At 70.6% G+C, this 24,893-nt stretch carries 17 protein-coding genes; 5 read left to right on the forward strand and 12 right to left on the reverse strand.

Annotation, left to right across the window (positions count from 1 at the left end; all coding sequences use genetic code 11):
• Window positions 1-96: 96 nt before the first annotated feature.
• Window positions 97-1,803, reverse strand: a complete 1,707-nt coding sequence (locus V4F39_RS20515) for a bifunctional protein-serine/threonine kinase/phosphatase (RefSeq protein WP_332291768.1) — start codon at window positions 1,801-1,803, stop codon at window positions 97-99.
• 86 nt (window positions 1,804-1,889) lie between these two features.
• On the opposite strand from V4F39_RS20515, the gene nirB reads away from it, so the two are divergent.
• The 5 genes from nirB (at window position 1,890) to V4F39_RS20540 (ending at window position 10,431) form a co-directional block, all read left to right on the forward strand.
• Window positions 1,890-4,322, forward strand: coding sequence for a nitrite reductase large subunit NirB (gene nirB / locus V4F39_RS20520; RefSeq protein ID WP_332291770.1), 2,433 nt, complete (start codon window positions 1,890-1,892; stop codon window positions 4,320-4,322).
• Window positions 4,323-4,324: 2 nt separating this feature from the next.
• Entirely contained in the window at window positions 4,325-4,678 is a 354-nt protein-coding gene (gene nirD / locus V4F39_RS20525; protein WP_332291771.1) for a nitrite reductase small subunit NirD, read from the forward strand.
• On the forward strand, window positions 4,675-7,497 hold the full coding sequence (locus V4F39_RS20530) for a nitrate reductase (RefSeq protein ID WP_332291772.1): 2,823 nt from the start codon (window positions 4,675-4,677) through the stop codon (window positions 7,495-7,497). Before nirD ends, V4F39_RS20530 begins: the two co-directional genes overlap by 4 nt.
• Window positions 7,498-7,586: 89 nt before the next feature.
• A complete protein-coding gene (gene ybiB, locus V4F39_RS20535; RefSeq protein WP_332291773.1) occupies window positions 7,587-8,543 on the forward strand; it encodes a DNA-binding protein YbiB in 957 nt (318 codons plus the stop codon).
• 88 nt (window positions 8,544-8,631) lie between these two features.
• The gene (locus V4F39_RS20540) at window positions 8,632-10,431 is read left to right on the forward strand and encodes a tetratricopeptide repeat protein (protein WP_332291775.1); all 1,800 of its coding nucleotides are present in this window, start codon (window positions 8,632-8,634) and stop codon (window positions 10,429-10,431) included.
• 21 nt (window positions 10,432-10,452) lie between these two features.
• On the opposite strand, the gene V4F39_RS20545 is transcribed toward V4F39_RS20540, so the two are convergent.
• The 11 genes from V4F39_RS20545 to V4F39_RS20595 all read right to left on the reverse strand — a co-directional run bounded on the left by V4F39_RS20545 (window position 10,453) and on the right by V4F39_RS20595 (window position 24,887).
• Window positions 10,453-11,535 (reverse strand): protein-glutamate methylesterase/protein-glutamine glutaminase, encoded by a 1,083-nt coding sequence (locus V4F39_RS20545; protein ID WP_332291776.1) that lies wholly within the window; start codon window positions 11,533-11,535, stop codon window positions 10,453-10,455.
• Window positions 11,532-12,815 carry an EAL domain-containing response regulator gene (locus V4F39_RS20550; protein ID WP_332291777.1) on the reverse strand — a complete coding sequence of 428 codons (1,284 nt, stop codon included), beginning with the start codon at window positions 12,813-12,815 and terminating at the stop codon, window positions 11,532-11,534. The genes V4F39_RS20545 and V4F39_RS20550 overlap by 4 nt, the downstream gene beginning before the upstream one ends.
• An 18-nt stretch (window positions 12,816-12,833) precedes the next feature.
• On the reverse strand, window positions 12,834-13,637 hold the full coding sequence (locus V4F39_RS20555; protein WP_332291778.1) for a CheR family methyltransferase: 804 nt from the start codon (window positions 13,635-13,637) through the stop codon (window positions 12,834-12,836).
• Window positions 13,638-13,647: 10 nt separating this feature from the next.
• Window positions 13,648-14,190, reverse strand: a complete 543-nt coding sequence (locus V4F39_RS20560; protein ID WP_332291779.1) for a chemotaxis protein CheW — start codon at window positions 14,188-14,190, stop codon at window positions 13,648-13,650.
• Between the two features lie 13 nt (window positions 14,191-14,203).
• Window positions 14,204-16,405 (reverse strand): methyl-accepting chemotaxis protein, encoded by a 2,202-nt coding sequence (locus tag V4F39_RS20565; protein WP_332291780.1) that lies wholly within the window; start codon window positions 16,403-16,405, stop codon window positions 14,204-14,206.
• A 20-nt stretch (window positions 16,406-16,425) separates the two neighbouring features.
• Window positions 16,426-18,216 carry a methyl-accepting chemotaxis protein gene (locus V4F39_RS20570; protein ID WP_332291781.1) on the reverse strand — a complete coding sequence of 597 codons (1,791 nt, stop codon included), beginning with the start codon at window positions 18,214-18,216 and terminating at the stop codon, window positions 16,426-16,428.
• 61 nt (window positions 18,217-18,277) lie between these two features.
• Window positions 18,278-20,239, reverse strand: a complete 1,962-nt coding sequence (locus V4F39_RS20575; protein WP_332291782.1) for a HAMP domain-containing methyl-accepting chemotaxis protein — start codon at window positions 20,237-20,239, stop codon at window positions 18,278-18,280.
• Window positions 20,240-20,270: 31 nt separating this feature from the next.
• Complete coding sequence (locus tag V4F39_RS20580; protein WP_332291784.1) at window positions 20,271-21,932, reverse strand: methyl-accepting chemotaxis protein; 1,662 nt, start codon at window positions 21,930-21,932, stop codon at window positions 20,271-20,273.
• Between the two features lie 13 nt (window positions 21,933-21,945).
• Window positions 21,946-24,123, reverse strand: a complete 2,178-nt coding sequence (locus tag V4F39_RS20585; RefSeq protein WP_332291785.1) for a chemotaxis protein CheA — start codon at window positions 24,121-24,123, stop codon at window positions 21,946-21,948.
• Window positions 24,124-24,148: 25 nt separating this feature from the next.
• Window positions 24,149-24,466: an STAS domain-containing protein gene (locus V4F39_RS20590; RefSeq protein WP_332291786.1), complete on the reverse strand. Its 318-nt coding sequence runs from the start codon at window positions 24,464-24,466 to the stop codon at window positions 24,149-24,151.
• A 52-nt stretch (window positions 24,467-24,518) separates the two neighbouring features.
• Window positions 24,519-24,887, reverse strand: a complete 369-nt coding sequence (locus V4F39_RS20595) for a response regulator (protein ID WP_332291787.1) — start codon at window positions 24,885-24,887, stop codon at window positions 24,519-24,521.
• Between the last annotated feature and the right edge of the window lie 6 nt (window positions 24,888-24,893).

The raw sequence follows: 24,893 nt of genomic DNA on the forward strand, positions 1-24,893 counted from the left end.
GCCGCCCGCCGGCCCGGGCGCCGCCGGGCCGCGCCGCGCCGCCGTGCCGGCCGGCCGCAGCCGCCGGGGCACGGCATGACATCGTCCCGGCGACGGCTAGCGCGGCAGGTACAGCAGCCACAGGACCAGTGCCACGTTGAACAGCGCCGAGACCCAGAACGCGGCCATCCACAGCGCGGCCGGGTCGCGCCGGGCCAGCGGCGTGGCGGGCAGCGCCGCCAGCGCACGCGAGGCACCGCGCTCCAACGCGAGCACGAGCTCCTCGGCGGTCTCGAAGCGCTGGCGCGGATCGCGTGCCACGGCCTTCAGCACGAGGTGGTCGAGCCATACCGGCACGTCGGGCCGCAGCCGCGAGAGGCGGCGCGGATCGTGGCGGTAGCGGCCGGTCTGCCAGGGCTCGACCTCGCCGTACGGCAAACGCCCGCCCAGCCAGCGGTACAGCGCGACGCCCAGGGCGAAGAGGTCGCTGCCGGCGTCGGCCGGGGCGCCGTCCCATTGCTCCGGGTTCATGTAGCTGGGCGTGCCCGCATGCAGCTGCCGCTGCGCGGCGGGCTCGCGGCCCGAGATGGCCACGCCGAGGTCGAGCAGCCGCCAGCAGCCGTCGTCGCCCCGGTGCAGGTTGCCCGGCTTGACGTCGCGGTGCACCACGCCGAGGCGGTGCAGCCGGCCCAGCGCACGGCCGATCTCCAGCCCCGCCTGCACGACCTCGGCCACACTGAAGGCGGTGCCCGCGGCCAGCAGCTGCTCCAGCGTCTGGCCGCCATGCCAGTCGAAGACGGTGTAGAGGGCGCTCGGGTCGATCACCTCGTGCACCCGCACGAAGCCGGGGACGCCGCTCTCGCCCACCCGCAGGCCGAGCCAGGCCTCGTGGGCCAGCATCGTGCGCTCCTGCGGGTCGCTCGCCCGGGCCTCGTGCAGGGTCTTCAACGCCACCAGCGCGCGCGCCGGCGTGCGCGCCTGGTAGAGGCGGTGCACGCCGGTATCGGCCACCAGCGCGGTGACGGTGAAGCCATCGACCACGTCGCCGACCTTGAGCGGCGGCAGCGGCGGCAGGCGGCGCCCGCGCAGCAGCGCATCCTCGAAACGCGCCGCGTCGAGCCCGCGGATGCGCAGCACGATCGCGGTGGCGTTGTCGAAGCTGCCGGCCTGCAGGGCCGCGGCCACCACCGCGTCGGCCGCGGCCTGGGCGTCGGCCGCCGCGCCCACCAGGCCCGCGATGCGCGCCGGCTCCAGCGCGCCGTGGACCCCGTCGGTCGTCAGCACGAAGCAGTCGCCGACACGCACCTCGCCCTGCGCGAAATCGACGCGCACCACGTCGTCGAGGCCGACGGCGCGTGTCAGCCGGTTGCGCTGCAGGCCGCCGAACACGTGGTCGGCCGTCAGCGGCCGCAGCTCGCCGTCGACGAGCTGGCAGGCCCGGCTGTCGCCCGCGTGCGCCACCGTGTAGCTGTGGCCGTGCACCGCCAGCGCGGTGATGGTGGTGAGCCCGGTGCGCGGCTCGCCGGCCTGCTCGCTCAGCCCCTGCCGGCGGCGGTTGTGGTCGGCCAGCCATTGGCTGTGCGCCTGGATCAGGCGATCGAGCACCACGGTGGTCTCCCACGTGGGCGGCGCGGCGAAGTAGTCGGACAGCAGGCTGCGCACCAGCGTCTGCGCCGCCTCCTGCCCGCCGCCGCCGGTCGATACGCCATCGGCGACCGCCGCGATCAGGCCCAGGGGATCGCCGCGCCGCACGCCCGCGAAATCCTCGTTGCTGCGGCGGCGCCCGCATTCGCTGGCCAGGCCGATATCGACGTCGAAGCTCATGGCCCATTCTCGGCGCCAACCTCACCGGCGTGCCACCGCCCCACGGTGGCACCTCGCTTGCTTTTGGACCACAAGGACGCATGCGCATGAAGAAGATGAAACTCGTGATGGTGGGCAACGGCATGGCCGGCGTGCGCACGCTCGAGGAGCTGCTGAAGATCGCGCCCGACCTGTACGACATCACCGTCTTCGGCGCCGAGCCGCATCCGAACTACAACCGCATCCTGCTGTCGCCGGTGCTGGCCGGCGAGCAGACGATCCCCGACATCATCCTGAACCCGCTCTCCTGGTACGAGGCGCACGGCATCACGCTGCACCTGGGCCGCAAGGTGGTGGACGTCGACCGCCGCAAGCGCATCGTGCGCGCCGACGACGGCACCGAGGCCGGATACGACCGGCTGCTGATCGCCACCGGCTCCAACCCCTTCATCCCGCCGCTGCCGGGCAAGAACCTGCAGGGCGTGCTGGCCTACCGCGACATCGCCGACACCGAGGCGATGATCGACGCGTCGACGAAGTACCGGCACGCGGTCGTGGTCGGCGGCGGCCTGCTGGGCCTGGAGGCGGCCAACGGCCTGATGCTGCGCGGCATGCAGGTGACGGTGGTGCACATCGGGGCCTGGCTGCTGGAACGCCAGCTCGACGAGGCGGCCGCCCGGCTGCTGCAAAAGGAGCTTGAGAACCGCGGCCTCCGGTTCGTCCTCAACGGCCAGACGCAGGCATTCATCGGCGGCGACGACGGGCGCGTACGGGCCGTGCAGTTCAAGGACGGCACCGAGATCCCGGCCGACCTGGTGGTGATGTCCGCCGGCATCCGCCCCAACACCGCGCTGGCCGAACAGATCGGCCTGCATTGCAACAGGGGCATCGTCGTCACCGACACCATGCAGACCGTGACCGACCCGCGTGTGTACTCGGTCGGTGAATGCGCCGCGCACCGCGGCATCGCCTACGGCCTGGTGGCGCCCCTCTTCGAGCAGGGCAAGGTGTGCGCCACGCACCTGGCCGAGTTCGGCATCGGCCGCTACACCGGCAGCCAGACCAGCACCAAGCTCAAGGTCACGGGCATCGACCTCTTCAGCGCCGGCAACTTCATGGGCGGCGGCGACACCGAGGAGATCGTGATGAGCGACCCCTTCGGCGGCGTCTACAAGAAGCTGGTGATCCAGGGCGACAAGCTGGTCGGCGCGTGCCTGTACGGCGACACGGTCGACGGCAGCTGGTACTTCAAGCTGCTGCGCGAAGGCCGCACCATCCACGACATCCGCGACAAGCTGATGTTCGGCGAATCCAACCTCGGCGACACCGGCCACGAAGGCCACAGCAGGGCCGCGGCGATGCCCGACGACGCCGAGGTCTGCGGCTGCAACGGCATCACCAAGGGCAGCATCTGCAAGGCCATCCAGGACAAAGGCCTGTTCACGATCGAGGAGGTGCGCAAGCACACCAAGGCCAGCGCCTCGTGCGGCTCCTGCACCGGCCTGGTCGAGCAGCTGCTGATGTTCACCGCGGGCGGCGACTACTCCGCCGCGCCCAAGAAGAAGGCGATCTGCGCCTGCACCGACGCCAGCCACCAGGAGGTGCGCGACGCCATCCGCGCCCAGCACCTGCTGGCCATCCCCGACGTGTACGAGGCCCTGGGCTGGCGCACGCCCAACGGCTGCGCGAGCTGCCGCCCGGCCGTCAACTACTACCTGATCAGCACCTGGCCGAAGGAAGCGAAGGACGACCCGCAGAGCCACTTCATCAACGAGCGCAGCCACGCCAACATCCAGAAGGACGGCACCTACAGCGTCGTGCCGCGCATGTGGGGCGGCACCACGAATGCCGGCGAGCTGCGCCGCATTGCCGACGTGGTCGACAAGTACCAAATCCCCAGCGTGAAGGTCACCGGCGGCCAGCGCATCGACCTGCTGGGCGTGAAGAAGGAAGACCTGCCCGGCGTGTGGAAGGACCTCGGCATGCCCAGCGGCCACGCCTACGGCAAGACCCTGCGCACCGTGAAGACCTGCGTGGGCAGCGAATGGTGCCGCTTCGGCACGCAGGACTCGACGGCGCTCGGCATCGAGCTCGAACGCGTGCTGTGGCGCATGTACGCGCCCCACAAGGTGAAGCTGGCCGTCAGCGGCTGCCCGCGCAACTGCGCCGAGAGCGGCATCAAGGACGTGGGCGTGATCGGCGTCGACTCGGGCTGGGAGATCTACATCGCCGGCAACGGCGGCATCAAGACCGAGGTGGCGCACTTCTTCTGCAAGCTGAAGACGGCCGCCGAAGTGGTGGAGCACGCGGCCGCCTTCCTGCAGCTCTACCGCGAGGAAGGCTGGTACCTGGAACGCACCGTGCACTACGTGGGCCGCGTGGGCCTCGACCACGTGAAGGCCCGGGTGCTGGACGACGCCGGGAACCGCAAGGCGCTGTACGACCGGCTGGTGTTCTCGCTCGACGGCGAGCCCGACCCGTGGTTCGAGTTCGACCGGGCCGGCGTGGACCTGCGCCAGTTCGCCACGCTGGGAGTGTGAGGATGGCGACCTGGAAGACCCTGTGCCGCGTGGAAGACATCCCCGTGCTCGGCGCGCGGCGCGTGGCGCGTGCCAACGGCCCCGAGGTGGCCGTGTTCCGCAACACCGAAGACCAGGTCTTCGCGCTGCTCGACCAGTGCCCGCACAGGAAGGGCCCGCTGAGCCAGGGCATCGTGTTCGGCACCAGCGTGGCCTGCCCGCTGCACAACTGGACCATCGGCCTCGAGGACGGCCGCGCCCGCGCCCCCGACGAAGGCTGCACGCCGACCTTCTCGGTCAAGGTCGAGAACGGCGAGGTGGCCCTGGACCTGGACGAACTGGCGACCATCGCCCCTCACCCCTGCCCCCGAGCATGAGCACAGCGCTGCGCGAAACCAGATCCACCTGCCCCTATTGCGGCGTCGGCTGCGGCGTGATCATCGAGTCGCAAGGCACGCAGATCACCGGCGTGCGCGGCGACCCGGACCACCCCGCGAACTTCGGCCGCCTGTGCAGCAAGGGCAGCACGCTGCACCTCACGGCGGCGCCCGCCGTCACCCAGCACGCGCGGCTGCTGTTCCCGATGCGCCGCGCCACACGCGGCGCCGAGCCGCGGCCGGTGAGCTGGAACGAAGCGATGTCGGAGGCGACCGAACGCTTCGCGCAGGTCATCGCCGAGCACGGCCCCGATGCCGTGGGTTTCTACCTCTCGGGCCAGCTGCTGACCGAGGACTATTACGTCTTCAACAAGCTGGCCAAGGGCCTGATCGGCACCAACAACGTCGACACCAACTCGCGCCTGTGCATGAGCAGCGCGGTGGCCGGCTACAAGGCGACGCTCGGTGCCGATGCGCCGCCCGCGTGCTACGACGACCTGGCGCATGCGCGCACCCTCTTCATCACCGGCTCGAACACCGCCTACGCCCACCCCATCCTGTTCCGCCGCATCGAGGATGCCAAGCGCGCCAACCCGGCGCTGCGCATGATCGTCGTCGACCCGCGCCGCACCGACACCGCCGCCGCGGCCGACCTGCACCTGCAGCTGCTGCCCGGCAGCGACGTGGCGCTGTACCACGGCCTGCTGCACCTGATGCTGTGGGACGGCCTGGTCGACACCGCCTACATCGCCGCGCACACCACCGGCTTCGACGCGCTGAAGGCCCGGGTGCGCGAGTACACCCCGCGCGAGACGAGCCGCCTCACGGGCGTGCCGGAAGACAGGATCGTGCAGGCCGCGGCGTGGTTCGCGGGGCTCGACGAACCCGGCGCCGGCGCCCCGGTTGCGGCACGCACGCCGACCCTGTCGCTCTACTGCCAGGGCCTGAACCAGAGCGCCAGCGGCACCGCGAAGAACGCCGCGCTGATCAACCTGCACCTGGCCACCGGACAGATCGGCAAGCCTGGCGCGGGGCCCTTCTCGCTCACCGGCCAGCCCAATGCGATGGGCGGGCGCGAGGTGGGCGGCCTGTCCAACCTGCTGTCGGCCCACCGCGACCTGGCCAACCCCGGCCACCGCGCCGAAGTGGCGCGCCTGTGGGGCGTCGACGACGTGCCCGCGGCGCCCGGCAAGAGCGCAGTCGACATGTTCCGCGCCGCGGCCGACGGCCAGATCAAGGCGCTGTGGATCGCCTGCACCAACCCGGCCCAGTCGATGCCCGACCAGGCGCTGGTGCGCGAGGCGATGGCGCGCTGCGAGTTCGTGGTCGTGCAGGAGGCCTTCGCCACCACCGCCACCACCCCGTACGCCGACCTGCTGCTGCCGGCCACCACCTGGGGCGAGAAGGAAGGCACCGTCACCAACAGCGAGCGCCGCATCAGCCGCGTGCGGCCGGCCGTGCCGGCCCCCGGCCAGGCGCGCAACGACTGGCACATCGCCACCGAGTTCGCGCAGCGCCTGGAGACCCGGCTGCGCTGCGGCCGCCCTTCCCTGTTCGACTACCCGACGCCCGAGTCCGTGTGGATCGAGCACCGCGAAAGCACCCGGGGCCGCGACCTCGACATCACCGGCCTCAGCTATGCGCGGCTGGAGGCCGAGGGCCCGCAGCAGTGGCCGCTGCCCGAAGGCGCCGCCACCGGCCGGGCGCGGCTCTACGAAGACGGCGTTTTCCCCACGGCCGACGGGCGCGCCCGCTTCTTCGACACGCCGTTCGAGCCGGTGGCGGAGCCGCGCGACGTGCGCTACCCGTTCAGCCTCAACACCGGCCGCCTGCGCGACCAGTGGCACGGCATGAGCCGCACCGGCACGCTGGGCCGGCTCTTCGGCCAGGTGCCCGAACCCACGGTCGACCTGCATCCGCAGGAGCTGCAGCGCCTGGGCCTGCAGCCGGGCGACCTGGTGCACGTGACCTCGCGCCGGGGCTCCATCGTGCTGCCCGCCGCGGCCGACGACGGCATCGCGCCGGCGCAGGCCTTCATCGCGATGCACTGGGGCGAGGAGTTCCTGTCGGGCCGCAGCGCCCGCGGCGTGCCGCTGGCCGGCGTCAACGCGCTGACCACGCCGCGCTACTGCCCGCGCTCGATGCAGCCCGAGCTGAAGCACTGCGCGGTCAAGCTGCTGAAGGCCGAGCTGCCGTGGCGGCTGGTGGCGATGGCCTGGCTGCCCGAGGACGAGCTGCAGCCTGCGCGCCAGGCCCTGCAGCCGCTGATGCGCGAATTCGCCCACGCGGTGTGCGTGCCCTTCGGCCATGCCCGCGGCGGGGTGCTGTTCCGCGCTGCACACGACAGCGCGCCGCCGGTCTCGCTGGTGCGCAAGGTCGAGACGCTGCTGGGCCTGGCCTACGGCAGCCACGATGCACCGGTGCTGCACTACGAAGACCCGCGCCGCGGCCAGCGCCGGGCGATGCGTATGCGCCAGGTCGACGGCGACCGCCGCCTCGAAGGCTTCCTGCTGGCCGGCGACACGCGGGCCGAGGCCTGGCTCAAGCCGCTGCTGCAGGACGAGCTGCCGACGCAGGCCTACGGCCGCCAGCTGCTCACGCCCGGCGCCAAGCCACCGCTGCCCACGCCAGCGCGCGGCAGGCAGGTCTGCACCTGCTTCAACGTCGGCGAGGCGCAGATCGCAGAGGCCCTGCCCCGATGCCATGGCAGCCCCGACGAACGCCTCGTCCAGCTGCAGGGCGCGCTGCGCTGCGGGACCAACTGCGGCTCCTGCATCCCCGAGCTGAAACGACTGGTTGCACAAACCACGGCGGCCTGAACCGGGGCCGGGCCGGTGAATATGTACGACCATCCGGGAGGCGGCGCAGGAGGTCCGAAACTTGCGAACCTGCGCGCAGGAGACATCGCATGAGCACCATCAGTCACTACATCAAGGAGATCGGCCGCGGCAGCGCCGGCGCACGCTCCCTCAGCACCGAGCAGGCCCAGGACCTGATGGGACTGGTGCTCGACGGCCAGGCCACCGACCTGGAGATCGGCGCCTTCGCGATCGCGATGCGCATGAAGGGCGAGACGGTCGACGAGCTCACCGGCTTCCTGGCCGCCGTGCACGAACGCTGCGTGCTCGTGCCCTCGCGCCTGCCGGTGGTGGTGATCCCCAGCTACAACGGCGCGCGCCGGCTGCCCAACCTGACGCCGCTGCTGGCCATGCGCCTGTCGCAGGAGGGCGTGCGGGTGCTGGTGCACGGACCGCGCCAGGACCCCAAGCGCGTGAGCACGGCCGACGTGCTGCACGACCTCGGCCTGCCCATCGCGCACAGCGTGCAGGAGGTCGAGCAGGCCTGGGCACGGCGCGAGCCGGCCTTCCTGTGCATCGACGCGCTGTGCCCGCCGCTCGCGCGGCTGCTCGACGTGCGCTGGACCATCGGGCTGCGCAACTCCGGGCACACCGTGGCCAAGATGATCGACCCCGTGCGCGGCGCACCGGCGCTGCGCCTGGCCAGCTACACCCACCCGGAGTTCGGCGAGTTGATGGCGGCCTATGCGCGGCAGTCGGGCGCCACGATGATGCTGCTGCGGGGCACGGAGGGCGAGGCGGTGGCCGATCCGCGGCGCCAGCCCCGCATCGACAGCTGGATCGACGGCCAGCCGCGGCCCGAGCTGGGCTGTCCGGCCCAGGAAGGCGTGCTCGCCACGATGCCGCTGCTGCCACGCACGCACGACGCGGCGACCACCGCGCTCTACATCCAGGCCGTGATGAGCGGCGAGAAGCCCGCGCCCGATCCGCTGGAGACGCAGGTCGCGCTGGTGATGAAGTCGCTCGCCGCGATGGAGGGCGCGGGACGGGTCGGCACGGCGGCCTGACGCGGCAGGCCCCGGGCCAGCCCCGGCTTGCACGATCCAGGCCTTCTCGCAGACCATCGCCCGATCGCAGGGGTCGGGAGCACGGCGAATGGTCGAGTCGGTGAGTGCGGCAGCGTCGGCCGCCGTGGTCAAGGGTTCGCTGCTTCCTCCCGGCACGCCGGCATGGCTCGCCGGGCTGTGGTCGGTGCTCGAGCAGATGGGCCCCGCCGCCAATTTCTTCGGGATCGCCGTACCGGTCTTCGCCCTCGGCGGCTGGTTCTTCGGCCTGTGGATGAAGCATCGCTTCGACCGCGACGCGGCGCTGCGCAGGCATGTGCAGGAAGTGCTTGCCGATGCGCAGGCCAAGCTCGCGCAGGAGAAGGTGAAGAGCGCCCGGGTCGAGGAGGCTCGTGCAGCGCTCGAGGCCCGTCTCGCGGCCACCGCGCTCGCCCGGGCGCGGCGGGAATGGAAGGACCGCAACCACGCCCGGGCACAAGGCGTCCTGGCCACCTGGCTCGAAGAGGAAGGCCCCGATGTCGCCGGCATCCTGCATGCGCGGGCCCGTTGGGCGCTGGGCCGATCCGTCGGGAACGACCGGGCCGACGGATTGACCGTCGGACTGCGCTACGCCGCCGCGGCCGGGTGCCTCGACCCCGGCCATCGCGACGCCATCGATCTCGCACAGGATCTGCGCACCCTGATGGCGCTCGAAGCGCAGCCCGAAGGGTCCTTCGTGGAAGCACTGCAGCACCTCGGGCCCGGCAGCGGACCGCACCAGGTCAGCATCGAGGCCATCGACCACGCGCGGCAGCTCGTCGACGAAGCCGGCGCGCTCGCCGGCCGGGGCCGCCATCGGCTGGCACTGGTGCTGCTGGACGAAGCGGCCCCCCTCATCGAAGCAAATCTGGGCGACCGCTGCGAACTCGCGATGGCCTGTGGCGAGGTGCGCGCCAGGGCCCTCGAGGGGCTGGGGCGCTTCGGCGAGGCACTCTCCGCCATCCAGGCCGTGGTCGTCTCACAACATGCCTCCCCGGCTTATGGACCCGGCCACCCCTCGACGCTCGCCAGCCGGCGGCTGCGCGCCGAGGTCCTGATGCGGCTCGGCCGCTTCGACGAGGCGCTCGCCGACATCGAGGCCGTCGTCGGCACGATGAGCGGACGGCCCGGCATCGGTCCGGTCCACCCCTCCACCCTGTCCTGCCGGCACACGCGGGCCGGCTTGCTGGAACAGCTCGGCCGCTACCACGATGCACTGGCTGAGATCGAGGCCGTCGCGGACGGATGGTGCACCTTGCCGGACTTCGGCACCCACCACCCGTCGACGCTGACCAGCCGGCATGTGCTCGCGAGCGTCCTGCACCGGCTCGATCGCCATGACGAAGCCCTCGCCGTCATCCAGTCCGTCTTCGATGCACAGGCCGCCTCACCGCATGGCGGGCCGCAACATCCCTCGACGCTGACCAGCCGGCAATTGCTCGCGCACATCCTGGAAAGCCTCGGGCGCCACGACGAAGCGCTGGAACACATCCGGGCCGTCGTCTCGGTGAAAAGTGCGTTGCCGGACATGGGGCCCGACCACCCGTCGACGCTGACCGCGCGGTACGTGCTCGTCGGCATCCTGGTCAGCCTGGGGCGGTACGACGAAGCGCTGTCCATGAGCGTGGCCCTCGTCGCCGCGCAGGGCGCCGCGCCGGGCCACGGGCCGGACCATCCGTCGATCCTGATCTGCCGGTACATGCAGGCCCAGGTCCTGTACTTCCTGGGACGCCATGACGAAGCGCTCCCGATCATCCAGGCCGTCTTCGACGCGCAGTGCGCCTCGCCGCAACTCGGACCGCGGCACCCTTCGACCACCAACAGCCGCGACCTGCTGGCCGTGGTCCGGGACAGGCTCGGCCCGCGGGCCTGAACCTGCCGCAGGCCGGCAGGCTCAGATCCGCTGCAGCGCCGAGATCTCGCGCGCCAGCGCGCCCAGCGGCAGCGTGCGTCCCACCGCGCCGCGCTTGATGGCTTCCTTCGGCATGCCGAAGACCACGCAGCTCTGCTCGTCCTGCGCGATCGTCGCGGCGCCGGCCGTGCGCATCTCCAGCAGGCCGGCGGCGCCGTCGTCGCCCATGCCCGTCATGATGATGCCCAGCGCATTGCCGCCCGCGCATTTGGCGGCCGAGCGGAACAGCACGTCCACCGACGGGCGGTGGCGGTTGACCAGCGGCCCGTCGACCACCTCCACGTGGTACTGCGCGCCGCTGCGGCGCAGCAGCGTGTGCTTGCCGCCCGGCGCGATCAGCGCCTGGCCGGGCACCACGCGGTCGCCGGTAGCGGCCTCCTTCACGGTAATGCGGCAGATGCTGTCGAGCCGTGCCGCGAAGGCGGCGGTGAACTTCTCCGGCATGTGCTGCACGATCACGATGCCGGGCGACACGCGGGGCAGCTCCGTCAGCACCACCTCCAGCGCCTGGGTGCCGCCGGTCGAGGTGCCGATCATCACCACGCGCTCGGTGGTCTGCGCCATCGCGCGCGTGCCCTGCACCTGCGGCGGCAGGATCACGTCGGCGTTGTGCTTGGCGGTGGGCGTCAGCGGTGGCGCGGGGCGCACCGGCGAGCGCCGCACGTTGGCCTGGGCCGCGGCGCGCACGGTGCCGATCAGCTCCTGCGCCGCCTCGCTGAGGAACTGCTTGAGCCCGAGCTTGGGCTTGGTGACGATGGCCACCGCACCGGCGGCCAGCGCCTCCAGCGTCGTCTTGGCGCCCTTCTCGGTCAGCGTCGAGCAGATCACCACCGGCGTCGGCCGCTCGTCCATGATCTTGCGCAGGAAGGTGATGCCGTCCATGCGCGGCATCTCCACGTCGAGCACGATCACGTCGGGCCACTGCTGGCGCATGCGCTCCTGGGCCAGCACCGGGTCGGCGCAGGCGGCGATGACCTCGATGTTCGGCGCCTCGGCCAGCAGGCCCGCCAGCACCTGGCGCACGACGGCGGAATCGTCCACCACCAGGACCTTGATCGTCTTCATTTCGTCTCCTCTTCGGCCGCGGCCCGCGCCGCCGTCCGCGGCATGCGCAGCTCCGGCAGGCGGCGCTCGTGGCTCTTCATCCAGCGCGGCAAGGCCCCGCCCACCATCGGCCGCGCGACCAGGAAGCCCTGCCCCACGGTACAGCCAAACTCCTGCAGCAGCCGCCAGTCGTCGATCGTCTCGACCCCCTCGGCCACCGACACCAGGCCCAGCCGCCCCGCCATCTCCAGCGCCGACTGCAGGATCACCCGCAGGTGCGCCTGGCGGTGCGCGCCGTGCACGAACGAGCGGTCGATCTTCAGCTCGGTGAACGGGATGCGCGCGAGCTGCTGCATCGACGAGAAGCCAGTGCCGTAGTCGTCGATCGACAGCCCCACGCCGCGCATGCGCAGCCGCGCCAGCAGGCCCATCGTGCCGGCGTCGTAGCCGACCAGCGAGCCCTCGGTGATCTCCAGTACCAGCTGCCCGGCGGCCACGCCATGGTGGGCCAGGAGTGCGCTGATCTCCTCGACCAGCGTGGGCGTCTGCAGCAGCAGCGGCGACAGGTTGACCGCCAGCGACAGCACCAGCCCGCGCGCATTCCAGTGTGCGACCTGCGCCATCGACTGGTCGAGGATGGACCGCGTGAGGCCGTGGATCAGGCCGTGCTGCTCGGCTGTCGCGATGAAGCGGTCGGGCGGCACCACGCCGAGCACCGGATCGGTCCAGCGGGCCAGCACCTCCACGCCGCGCACGAGCCCGGTGCGGATGTCGACCTTGGGCTGGTAGTGCGGCACGACCGATCCCGCCTGCAGCGCCGCGGCCAGCAGCTCGGGGGCAATGGGCGGCTGCGCATTGGGCACGGCGGCTGCCACGGCGCGCGCATCCACCTCGTGGCTGCCCTGCAGCGCGCCGGCCAGCACCTCGGCCGTCAGCGGCTTGGCCACGCCGCCCAGCAGGGGCATGCCCAGCGTCGCCGCCATCACCTCGACCGCACGCACCAGCGCCCCTTCGCGGCTGGATGCCACCAGGAAGGGGATGCGCAGGCCGCGCTTGCCCATCTGCTGGATCAGCTCGAAGCCATCCATCACCGGCATCTCGAGGTCGATGACCATCAGCGACGGGGGGTGGGGCATCGCGTCGAGCAGGGCCAGCGCATCGCGGCCGTGCTGCGCCTCGTGCACCTCCCCGACGCCGAGCGCGCGGCACAGGCCGGCGGCGTGCTGGCGCTGCACGACGCTGTCGTCGACGACCAGAACCGCCTCGCGCCGCGCCGGCGGCGCCGGCTTGCCCGCATCCATCAGGATCTCCTCAGAGGCTCACAGCTTGCGGTAGATGGAGGGTGAGACCTGCTGCACGCCGTTCATCATGCCGTTGAGGCTCTCGGAGTGCCCCACGACGAAGATGCCGCCGCGGCGCAGCGTGCCCAGCACGCGCTCGACCACCTGCCGCTTGGTCTCGGCGTTGAAGTAGATCATCACGTTGCGCAGGAACACCATGTCGAACGTGCCCAGCTCGCCCGGGAGCGTCTCGTTCAGGTTGACGTGCAGCAGCCGCACGCGGTCGCGCAGCGTGCGCGTGATCAGCAGCGTGCCCTCCTGCTCGTCCTTGCCCTTCAGGCAGAAGCGCTTCAGGTAGGCCGGCGGCGTCTGCCGCGCCCGCTCCATCGGGTAGTGGCCCGCACGGGCGCGCTTCAGCACGCGGGAGCTGATGTCGGAGCCCAGCACCTCCCACGGCCGGTCGGAGCGCACGTCCGCCAGCACCATCGCCATGCTGTACGGCTCCTCGCCGCTGGAGCAGGCCGCGCTCCAGACGCGGAAGGTCTGTGCACGCGGGGCGTCCGCGGCCATCTGCCGCAGCAGGTCGAAGTGCTTGGACTCGCGGAAGAAGTAGGTCTCGTTGGTGGTCAGCAGGTCGATCGCGATCTGCACCTCGTCGGCCGCCTGGCCGCTGTCCAGCAGGGCCAGGTAGTCCGTGTAGCGTTCGAGCTTGTGGTGCTGCAGGCGCTTGGCCAGCCGGCCGGACACCAGGGCCTTCTTCGCGGAGGACAGCGTGATGCCGGCGGCCCCGTGGATGAAGCCCTGGAACCGCTCGAACTCGCGATCGGTGATCGCCGATGTCATGCTGCCGTCCTCAGTGGGCGAGGCCCGCTTCGGCGGCCTGCCCGGCCGCGGCGATCTCGTCGACCGACAGCACCTGCTCGGCCGCCAGCAGGATCACGAACTTGCCGTGCACCTTGCCCATGCCGTGGATGAAGTCGCTGCGGATGCGGGTGCCGAAGGACGGCGGCGGCTCGATGTCGGCCGCGGGGATCTCCAGCACCTCGTTGACGGCGTCGACCACGGCGCCGAGCACGTGGCGCTCGCCGTTGGACTCGACCTCGATGATGACGATGCAGGTGCGCTTGGTCGTCTCGCTGGCGGGGCGGCCGAAGCGGGCCTGCAGGTCCATCACCGGCACGACGGCGCCGCGCAGGTTGATCACGCCGCGGATCGACGGCGGCATCATCGGCACCTCGGTCAGGCCGCGGTACTCGATGATCTCCTTGATCGCCAGGATGCCGAGCGCATAGGTCTCGCCGCCCAGCATGAAGGTCAGGTACTGCTGCGGCTCGCCCGCGAGCGCGCCGGGGTGGTGGGCGGCAGCAGCGGGGCTGCCCGAAAGCGTTGCGTTCATCTGGGTTCTCCGCTCAGAAAGACGTGAAGTGGGCCTCGTCGACCGCCGCCACCGCGGCCGCCGCCGTGCGCGGCGCGGCTGCGCTGCTGCGGCGCGAGGACGCCTGGGCGGCACGCACGACGCGGCGCGCCGGGGCCGCGGCCTCCGCGTCCACGCGCTGGCCGGGGTTCAGCTTGAAGAAGGACATCGTGCGCTGCAGCTGCTCGGCCTGGGCACTCATCTCTTCGGATGTTGCGGCGAGTTCTTCAGAACTCGATGCGTTCTGCTGCGTGGTCTGGCTCAGCTGCACGACGGCGGCATTGATCTGCCCGACGCCGGACGACTGCTCCTGGCTCGCCGCGGTGATCTCCTGCACCAGGTCCGAGGTCTTCTTGATGCTCGGCACCATCTCGTCGAGCAGCTTGCCCGCGCGCTCGGCGAGGTCCACGCTGCTGGCCACGGTGCCGATCTCCTGCGCCGCCACCTGGCTGCGCTCGGCCAGCTTGCGCACCTCCGCCGCCACCACCGCGAAGCCCTTGCCGTGCTCGCCCGCACGCGCCGCCTCGATCGCCGCGTTCAGCGCCAGCAGGTTCGTCTGGTACGCGATGTCGTCGATGATCCCGATCTTCTGCGCGATCTGCTTCATCGCCACCACCGTGGCCTTCACCGCCTCGCCGCCTTCGGCCGCCTCGCTCGAGGCCTTGGTGGCCATGCCGTCCGTCACCTTCGCGTTCTCGGTGTTCTGCGCGATCGACGCCGTCATCTGCTCGATCGACGCGCTCGTCTCTTCCACGCCCGCGGCCTGCTCGCTCGACGCCTGCGACAGCGACTGCGCCGTCGCGCTCACCTCTTCCGAGGCACCGGCCAGCGCTTCGGCGCCGCTGTTGACCTCGGCCACCACCTGGGCCAGCTTGCCCACGGTGTTGTTGACGTACTGCTTCATCTCGCCGAAGGCGCCCTGGTAGTCCTTGGTGATCGACTGCGTCAGGTCGCCCTCCGACATCGCGCCCATCACGCGGACGACGTCGCTGATGCTGCCGCCCGTGGTGGCCACCAGTTCGTTCAGGCCTTCGCCCAGCTCGCGCTGGAAGCCCTGCAGGCCTTCGAGCGGCACACGCTCCTCGAAGTTGCCGCGGTTGGCCGCGGCCACCACGCGCCGCTGCCCTTCGATGACCTGCTGCAGCTTGCCGACCGTGTTGTTGACGTACTGCTTCATCTCGCCGAAGGCGCCGCTGTAGGGCTTGTCGATCGTCTTGCCCAGGTCGCCCTGCGCGATCGCGCCCATCACCCGCACCGAGTCGTCGATGCTGCCGCCGATGGTGGCCACCAGCGTGTTGAGGCCCTCGCCCATCTCCTGCTGGAAGCCCTCGAGGCCCTTCAGGTCGACACGGACGTCGAACCGGCCCTCGTTGGCCGCAGCCACCACGCGGCGCTGGCCTTCGATCACCTGCTTGAGCTTGTCGACCATGCGCTTCATCGCGGCCAGCGCGCTGGTCTCGTCGTTCGGCTTGGTGCGCACTTCCAGCGCCAGGTCACCGCGCGCCACCTTGCCCGCGATCTCCGACACGTAGGCCGGTTCGCCGCCCAGCAGTTTCAGCAGGCCCATCACGATGAAGGTGGAGATCGCCACGGCCAGCACCGCGCAGAGCGCGATCACGCCGACGATCCAGCCGCGGGCGCTGTCGTACAGCACGTCGCCGGCCTCGCTGGCGGCAGCCCCACCGGCGACGTTCATGTCGACCAGCTTCTGCAGCTGGCCCGACAGCTCGTCGAACAGGCGCTGCGCGTCGCCGTTGAGCAGGGCCATGGCTTCCTGCGTCTTCAGCCCGCGCGACAGCTCGACCACGCGGTTGTGGACCACGAGGTAGGCGTCAAACTGCTTCGAGAAGGTCTCGTAGATCGCCCGCTCCTCCGGCGTCGAGATGAGCTTGGCGTAGTGGTCGCGGTTGCGGCCGAACACGTTCATCAGCTCGGCATGGGCCCGCTCGAAGCGCTGCATGTCCTCGGGCTTCTCCGAGATCACGTGCTGCAGCTCGAGGATGCGCAGGTCGGAGGTGTTGGTATTCATCTCCTCGACGTAGCGGATGCTGGGCAGCCAGTTGTCGGCGATGTCGGTCGACGAGTCGTTGACCTTGCCCATCTGGAGGATGGCGAAGCCACCCATCGCGAGCATGAGCACGATCACCGCGGCGAAGCCCAGGCCGATGCGCGTGCCGATCTTCATGGAAGAGAACATGTTGGGGTGGCTTCAAGCCATCAGAAAGAGGTGAATGACGCTTCGTCGACGGGGTCGACGTGGGCGGCGTGGCGCGGTGCGGCGCGTGATGCACCCTGTGACGGCGCCTTCATGCGCTGGACGGCCTTGCGGGCAGGCGCGGCGGCCTCCGCTTCGGTACGCCGGCCGCCGGCCACCTTGAAGAAGGACATCGTGCGCTGCAGCTGCTCGGCCTGCGCACTCATCTCTTCGGACGTTGCGGCGAGTTCTTCAGAACTCGATGCGTTCTGCTGCGTGGTCTGGCTCAGCTGTCCCACCGCCGCGTTGATCTGCCCGACGCCGGACGACTGCTCCTGGCTCGCCGCGGTGATCTCCTGCACCAGGTCCGAGGTCTTCTTGATGCTCGGCACCATCTCGTCGAGCAGCTTGCCCGCGCGCTCGGCCAGCTCCACGCTGCTCGACGCCACCGTGCCGATCTCCTGCGCCGCCACCTGGCTGCGCTCGGCCAGCTTGCGCACCTCGGCCGCCACCACCGCGAAGCCCTTGCCGTGCTCGCCCGCACGCGCCGCCTCGATCGCCGCGTTCAGCGCCAGCAGGTTCGTCTGGTACGCGATGTCGTCGATGATCCCGATCTTCTGCGCGATCTGCTTCATCGCCACCACCGTGGCCTTCACCGCCTCGCCACCTTCGGCCGCTTCGCTCGCCGCCTTGGTGGCCATGCCGTCCGTCACCTTCGCGTTCTCGGTGTTCTGTGCGATCGACGCCGTCATCTCCTCGATCGACGCGCTCGTCTCTTCCACACCCGCGGCCTGCTCGCTCGACGCCTGCGACAGCGACTGCGCCGTCGCGCTCACCTCTTCCGAGGCGCCGGCCAGCGCTTCCGCCGCGCTGTTGACCTCCGTCACCACCTGCGAGAGGCGGTCGACCGTCTCGTTCACATAGGTCTTCAGGTCGACGTACACACCTTCGTAATTCTTGTCGATGCGCTGCTTGAGGTCGCCCTCGGCCATCGCGCCCATCACGCGCACCACGTCGCCGACGCTGGTGCCCGTCGCCTCGACCATGCGCTGCATCGCCTGCAGCAGCTGCGCAGTCTCGTCCTTGCCCTGCACCTCGATCTTCACCGACAGGTCGCCCTTGGCGATGCGCTCGGCGGCCTCGACGGCGCGCGACATCGGCCGCGTGACGCTGCGGCTGATGATCAGCCCCATCGCGATGCCCAGCAGCACGCCGCCCACCACGAGGCTGACCATGATCACCAGGCTCGATTCGTACAGCGCGGTGGTGGTGTCGTTGGCTTCGCTGGCGTTCGCCTCCTTCAGCTTCGTCAGTTCGCCCATCAGGTCGTCGAGCTTGGTGGTCCCTTCGGACACGGCGCGGCTGACCTGCTGCAGCGCTTCGTTGCGGTCGGCCAGGCTGGTGGCCGTCGCCACCGTCATCCAGCGCTGGATGTCGAGCTGGTAGGCATCCCAGTTCTTGTCGAAGGACGCCAGCATCTCCTTGCCGCGCTCGCTCACGAACATCGGCCGGGCCTTCTCGATGTATTCCTTGGTCGCCTTGATGCTGCGCTCCGCAGCGCCCTGCGCCGCGTCACGCTCCTGCTGAGTCGTGGCCTGCAACATGTTGCCGCGCGCGCGGCTGAGGTAGATCAGGTTGATGTTGGCTTCCTTGATGTAGGACAGCCCGAGGAGTTCGCGCGTGTACATCACCTCCGCCAGATCGCTCATCTGCGACGAGTTGCGGATGCCGACGGCACCGACCACAGCCGCGATCAGCGCCGCCAGGACGAACCCTGCGATCAGGCGGGTGCCTATCTTGAAATCGTTGAGCATGGAATCCCTCTCGATGTGTTGATGTGACACCGCGCGCCCGCTCCCTCACGGGCGGACCGCGTCAGAACGATGTGAAGTTCGACTCGTCGACGTTGCCGGCGCCGGCCGGCAGAGGGCGGGCGCGCCGCGGCGCCGGTGCCGGTTCGCTGCGGGCGGCACGACGTGCGGCCGCCTTCGCGTGGCCGATGGCATGGCGGGCGGGTGCCGCGGCCTCGGCTTCGGTGCGCCGGCCGCCGGCGGCCAGCGTGAAGAAGGCCATCGTGCGCTGCAGCTGTTCGGCCTGCGCGCTCATCTCCTCGGCCGTGGCCGCCAGCTCCTCCGAGCTCGACGCGTTTTGCTGCGTGGTGGTGCTCAGCTGCCCCACCGCCGCGTTGATCTGGCCCACGCCCGACGACTGCTCCTCGCTCGCCGCGGTGATCTCCTGCACCAGGTCCGAGGTCTTCTTGATGCTCGGCACCATCTCGTCCAGCAGCTTGCCCGCACGCTCGGCCAGCTCCACGCTGCTCGACGCCACGGTGCCGATCTCCTGCGCCGCCACCTGGCTGCGCTCGGCCAGCTTGCGCACCTCGGCCGCCACCACCGCGAAGCCCTTGCCGTGTTCACCGGCTCGCGCCGCCTCGATCGCCGCGTTCAGCGCCAGCAGGTTCGTCTGGTATGCGATGTCGTCGATGATCCCGATCTTCTGCGCGATCTGCTTCATCGCCACCACCGTCGCCTTCACCGCCTCGCCACCTTCGGCCGCTTCGCTCGCCGCCTTGGTGGCCATGCCGTCGGTGACCTTCGCGTTCTCGGTGTTCTGCGCGATCGACGCCGTCATCTGCTCGATCGACGCGCTCGTCTCTTCCACACCCGCGGCCTGCTCGCTCGACGCCTGCGACAGCGACTGCGCCGTCGCGCTCACTTCTTCGGACGCGCCGGACAAGGCCTCGGCCGCGCTGTTCACATCGGCCACCACCTGCGCCAGCTGCGACACCGTGCGGTTCACATGGTCCTTCATCTCCGCGAAGCTGCCGTCGTATTCGCGCTCGATCTGGCGCGTCAGGTCGCCGTCGGACAGCGCGCCCATCACCTCGGCCACGTCGTCGATGCTGGTGCCGACGGTCGAGACGAGCTGGTTCACGCCCTGGCCCATCTCCTGCTGGAAGCCCTGCAGGCCGGCCAGCTCGACACGCTCGGTGAAGTTGCCGCGGTTGGCCGCTTCCACCACGCGGCGCTGGCCCTCGATGACCTGCTGCAGCCGGCCGATCATCTGCCGCACCGCGTACAGCAGGCTGCTGGTGTCGCCTTCACGCAGGTCGATCCTCGCCTGCAGGTTGCCGTCGGCCACCTGGCGCAGCACGTCGGCGGCGTGGCTGGGCTCCCCGCCGAGCTGGCGGCCGATGATGCGTGTGACCCCCAGGCCCATCAGCACCGCCAGCACCACCGAGCCGATGACCACGGCCAGCAGCACGGTGCGCGCGCTCTGCGCGGCGGCATCGGCTGCCTCGTTGGTGGCGGCGGCCTGCGCGCTCAGCTCGTCGATCACTTCGGACATCACCGCCTCCAGCGCGTTGACGGCCTTGCGGGTCGCCTCGTTGCTATGCTCGGCCGCCTCGTCGAACTTGCCGGCGGCGGCCAGTTCGGCCACCTTGTCGTTCTGGGCCAGGTAATTGGGGAATTGCTTGTCGAGCTGGGCGAGCAGCGCCTTTTCCTTGTCGCCGAGGTTGGCGGCGCGGTAGCTGTCGATCGCCTTGCGGAACTTGTCGATGTGCGCCTGCGCACGGCCGACGGCGTCCTTCACGTCGGCGGGATCCTTCAGCGCGGGCAGCCGCACGTAGGCGCGGGAGTGGGCGCTGAGCCGCGCCGACGCTTCCGCCACATGCTGGGCGGGCAGCACGGTGCCTGTGTAGGTGTGGCGCAGCATCCCGCTCAGCTCGCCGATGCGCAGCAGCCCGTAGCCGCCCACCACCGCGGTGAGCACCGAGCAGGTCAGGAAGGTCAGAAGCAGCTTGTGGGCAAGCTTCAATCGCAGGAACCAGTTCATCGTCGTCTTTCTCGGGGATCAGGGGCTGTCGTCAGAACGACGTGAAATTCGCTTCGTCGACCGGGTCGGCGACGGCCACGCGCCGGGCAGCCGGGCGCGCCGGCGATGCGGAACGGCGCGACGCGGCCTGCGCGGCGCTCACGGCCCGGCGCGCGGGGGCGGCGGCCTCGGAGGGTGCGTTCTGCTCGTCGAGGCGGAAGAAGGCCATCGTGCGCTGCAGCTGTTCGGCCTGCGCGCTCATCTCCTCGGCCGTGGCCGCCAGCTCCTCCGAGCTCGACGCGTTCTGCTGCGTCGTGGTGCTCAGCTGCCCCACCGCCGCATTGATCTGGCCCACGCCCGAGGATTGCTCTTCCGATGCCGCGGTGATCTCCTGCACCAGGTCCGAGGTCTTCTTGATGCTCGGCACCATCTCGTCGAGCAGCTTGCCCGCGCGCTCGGCCAGCTCCACGCTGCTCGACGCCACCGTGCCAATCTCCTGCGCCGCCACCTGGCTGCGCTCGGCCAGCTTGCGCACCTCCGCCGCCACCACCGCGAAGCCCTTGCCGTGCTCGCCCGCTCGCGCCGCCTCGATCGCCGCGTTCAGCGCCAGCAGGTTCGTCTGGTACGCGATGTCGTCGATGATCCCGATCTTCTGCGCGATCTGCTTCATCGCCACCACCGTGGCCTTCACCGCCTCGCCGCCTTCGGCCGCTTCGCTCGCCGCCTTGGTGGCCATGCCGTCCGTCACCTTCGCGTTCTCGGTGTTCTGCGCGATCGAGGCCGTCATCTGCTCGATCGACGCGCTCGTCTCTTCCACGCCCGCGGCCTGCTCGCTCGACGCCTGCGACAGCGACTGCGCCGTCGCGCTCACTTCTTCGGACGCGCTGGCCAGGCCCTGCGCGCCGCTGTTGACCTCGTGCACCACGCGCGACAGCCGGTCGACCATGTGCTGCATCGACTTCAGCAGCGCGGCCGTCTCGTCCCGGCCCTTGACCTCCAGCGCCACGGTGAGATCGCCCTCGGCGAGCGCATCGGCGGCCTTGACGGCACGGCTGAGCGGCCGGGTGACGCTGCGGCTGATGAAGAAGCCCAGCGCGATGCCCAGCAGCACGCCGCCGGTGACCAGCGCGACCATCACGCTGCGGCTGTCGTGGTAGAGCGCCTCGACCTCGCCGTAGGCGGCCTCGGCGCGCTGCTGCTTCTGGGTCGTCAGCTCGCCGAGCATCGTGTCCAGCGCATCGGCGCGCTCGCGCACGCGGCCCATCGACTGCGCGAGCTCGTCGTTGCGTTCGGCCAGCGCGCTCTTGGCGGCCACGCCGAGCGCATGCTGCATGTCGCGCTGGTAGTCGTCCCAGGTCTTGCCGACCGAGCTGAACAGGTCCCTGGCGCGGTCGCTGACGAACAGCGGGCGGGCCTTGTCGATCGACTCCTTCGCCTGCGCGCTGCTCTTGGCGATCGACGCCAGGTGGCGCTCGCGCTCCTCGGCGGAGGTGGCCAGCAGGAAGTTGGAGCGGGCGCGGCCGACGGCCACCAGCTGGATGTTGGCCTCCTTGATGTGCGACAGGCCCATCAGCTCGCGGCTGTACATGCCTTCGGCGAGGTCGTTCATCTTGGCGGCGTTCGTCAGCGACACCGCCCCGACCACCGCGCTGATGCCGGCGACGATGAGGAACCCGGCGATCAGCCGCGTTCCGATCTTGACGTTGGTGAACATGGAGCGTGTCCTTTCAGGAATGCGAAGCAGGCTGCGCGCCCGCGGCGGAAGCCGGCCGGTCGACATTGCGGTGGCTGGCGTTCAGGGCCTGGCCCACCAGGGCCGGGACGTCGAGGATCAGGGCCACGTCGCCGCTGCCGCGGATGCTGGAGCCGCTGATGCCCTTGACCTGCGCGAACATCTTCGACAAGGGCTTGATGACGGTCTGGAACTCGCCCAGCAGCGTGTCGACGACGAGGCCGACCTTCTGGCTGCCGTGGCGCACGACCACGATGTTCTGGCGCCGGCCGGGCTCGCCGCCCAGCTCGAACAGCTCGCGCAAACGGATCAGCGGCAGCACCTCGCCGCGCAGGTCGGTGTAGTCGTTGCCGGCGTCGGCCTCGTACTCCACGCACTCCTCCACCACGTCGAGAGGCACGACGAACACCGCCTTGCCGATCGCGAGCTGGAAGCCTTCGATGATCGCCAGCGTGAGCGGCAGCCGCACCGTGACGGTGGTGCCCTCGCCGGGCCGGCTGCCGATGTCGACGCTGCCGCGCAGCGCAGTGATGTTGCGCTTGACGACGTCCATGCCGACGCCGCGGCCCGACAGGTTGGTGACCTGCTCGGCCGTCGAGAAGCCCGGCTCGAAGATCAGGTTGTAGATCTCGCCGTCCGACAGCACCTTGCCGGGCTCGACCAGGCCGCGCTCGACGGCCTTGGCCAGGATCTTCTCGCGGTTGAGCCCGCCGCCGTCGTCGCTGACCTCGATGACGATGCTGCCCGAGTCGTGGAAGGCGTTGAGCCGTACCACGCCGCGCGCCGGCTTGCCGCGCTCCGCGCGCAGCTCGGCCGGCTCGATGCCGTGGTCCATCGAGTTGCGCACCAGGTGGGTCAGCGGATCGCCGATGCGCTCGACGACCGTCTTGTCGAGCTCAGTGTCCTCGCCGCTCACCTCGAGCGCGATGTCCTTGCCCAGCTCGCGCGCCACGTCGTGCACCACACGCTGGAAGCGGTTGAAGGTGGCGCCGATCTTCACCATGCGCAGCTGCAGGGCGCTGTCGCGCACCTGCTCGACCAGCTGCGACACCGCGCTGTTGAGCTCGACCAGCTCGGCGTCGCGCGCCGCGCGGGCCGCCAGGTTCGCGCCCGCGGCGGCGATGATGAGTTCGCCGACCTGGTCGATCAGCTGGTCGAGCTTGGCGGCATCGACGCGGATCGACTGGCTCTCGGTGCTGCGCGCCTCGCGCGAGCGCTGTTGCTTGTCGAGCGCGGCATCGACCACGGCCGGCGGCACGCCGTTCTGCTCCACCAGGATGCGGCCGATCGGCGTCGACGGCTGCTCGCTCGCCTGGGTCTGCAGCGCCCGCGCCAGCTCGTGGGCGGTGACGGTGCCGCAGCGCACCAGGATCTCGCCGAGGCGCTCGGGCGACTCCGGCAGCGAGCGGATCAGCGCGACGACCTCGTCGATGCGGCGCTGCGGCGCCAGGATGCGCAGCTGGCAGTCGTCGAGCACGAACTCGAACACCGCCTCGATCGCGGCCTTGTCGGCCGTGGTGTGCAGCGCGATCTCGAAGCCGAGGTAGCAGCACTCGGCGTCCATCTCGTCGGCCTCGGGCAGCGCGTCGTCCAGCGTCACCAGCCGGGTGATGCGGCCGAGCGTGCCGAGGTAGCGGATGAAGGCCAGCGGGTCCATGCCGTTGCGCAGCACGCCGGTGCCGAAGCGCACGGAGATGTGCCAGTTCTCGGCCTCGCCGGCGGCCGGCTCGGCCTGCGCGGTGGCTTCGGCGGCGGCGTGGGCACGCCCGGTGCCGCCGAGGTAGACGCAGAGCTGGTCGCACAGCGGCTTGCCGCGGGCCACCAGGGCCGGATCGGGCGCATCGCCGCCGGCATCGACCGCCGCGACCAGCGCGCCGATGTGGTCGCCGCAGCCGAGCAGCAGCGCCACCAGGGTCGGGTCGACCGGGATGCGGCCGGCGCGCACCTCGTCGAGCACGCTCTCGACGACGTGGGTGAACTCGACGATCGCGTCGAGGCCGAAGAGGCCCGACGAGCCCTTGATGGTGTGCGCCGCGCGGAAGATCGCGTTGACGGCTTCCGAGGTGGCGTCGTCGTCCTGCAGGTGGCCGAGCGACAGCAGCGCATCTTCCATCTGCTCCAGCAGCTCGCGGCTTTCCGCGATGAAGGTTTGCAGGGCCTGGTCGAGGTTCATGGGCGGTTTCCTTGCTTGTCCTGGATCAGGCCGCGGCGGCGGCCTCGGCGGGCGCGTCCAGCGCCAGCTCGAAGAGGCCGAAGGCCTCGCGCACGGCATCGCTGGGCGTGCCGAGTTGCAGCGTGCGCGCCAGCGAGGCGGCTTCGCGCCGCGCCAGCAGCAGCAGCTGCACGCCGGCGGTGTCGATCTCGCTCACGCCGGAGAGATCGATGCAGGGCGCGGGGCTGCGCCGCACGGCGTCGAGCAGCACGGGCTTGAGTTCGGCCGCGCGGTAGATCGTCAGTTCGCCGTCGAGGCGCAGGCAGGCGCTGCCCGCCTCGTCCGAGGATGGGTTCGTCGTCATCGCAACACTCCGTAGTTGCCGAAGGGGGGACCGGGCGGATGGCCCGGCGGCTTCAGGGCAGGACCAGCTTCTGGACCACGCCGAGCAGTTGCTCGGGCTTGAAGGGCTTGGTGACCCAGGCCTTGGCGCCCGCGGCCTGGCCTTCGGCCTTCTTGCCGTCGGCCGTCTCGGTGGTCAGCATCACGATGGGCGTGAACTTGTAGGACGGGTTCTGCTTCACCGCCTTGACGAAGCTGATGCCGTCCATGTTGGGCATGTTCACGTCGCTGATCATCAGGTGCACCTTCTGGCCCTTCAGCTTGGACAGCGCGTCCTTGCCGTCGCAGCCTTCGAGCACGTCGTAGCCGGCATTGCGCAGGGCGATGCCGACCACCTGGCGCAGCGAGGCGGAGTCATCGACGATCATGATGGTCTTGGACATGGCGGT

Origin of the sequence: Aquincola agrisoli (genome assembly GCF_036621135.1) — a bacterium.
Classification (GTDB): Bacteria; Pseudomonadota; Gammaproteobacteria; order Burkholderiales; family Burkholderiaceae_C; genus Aquincola; species Aquincola agrisoli.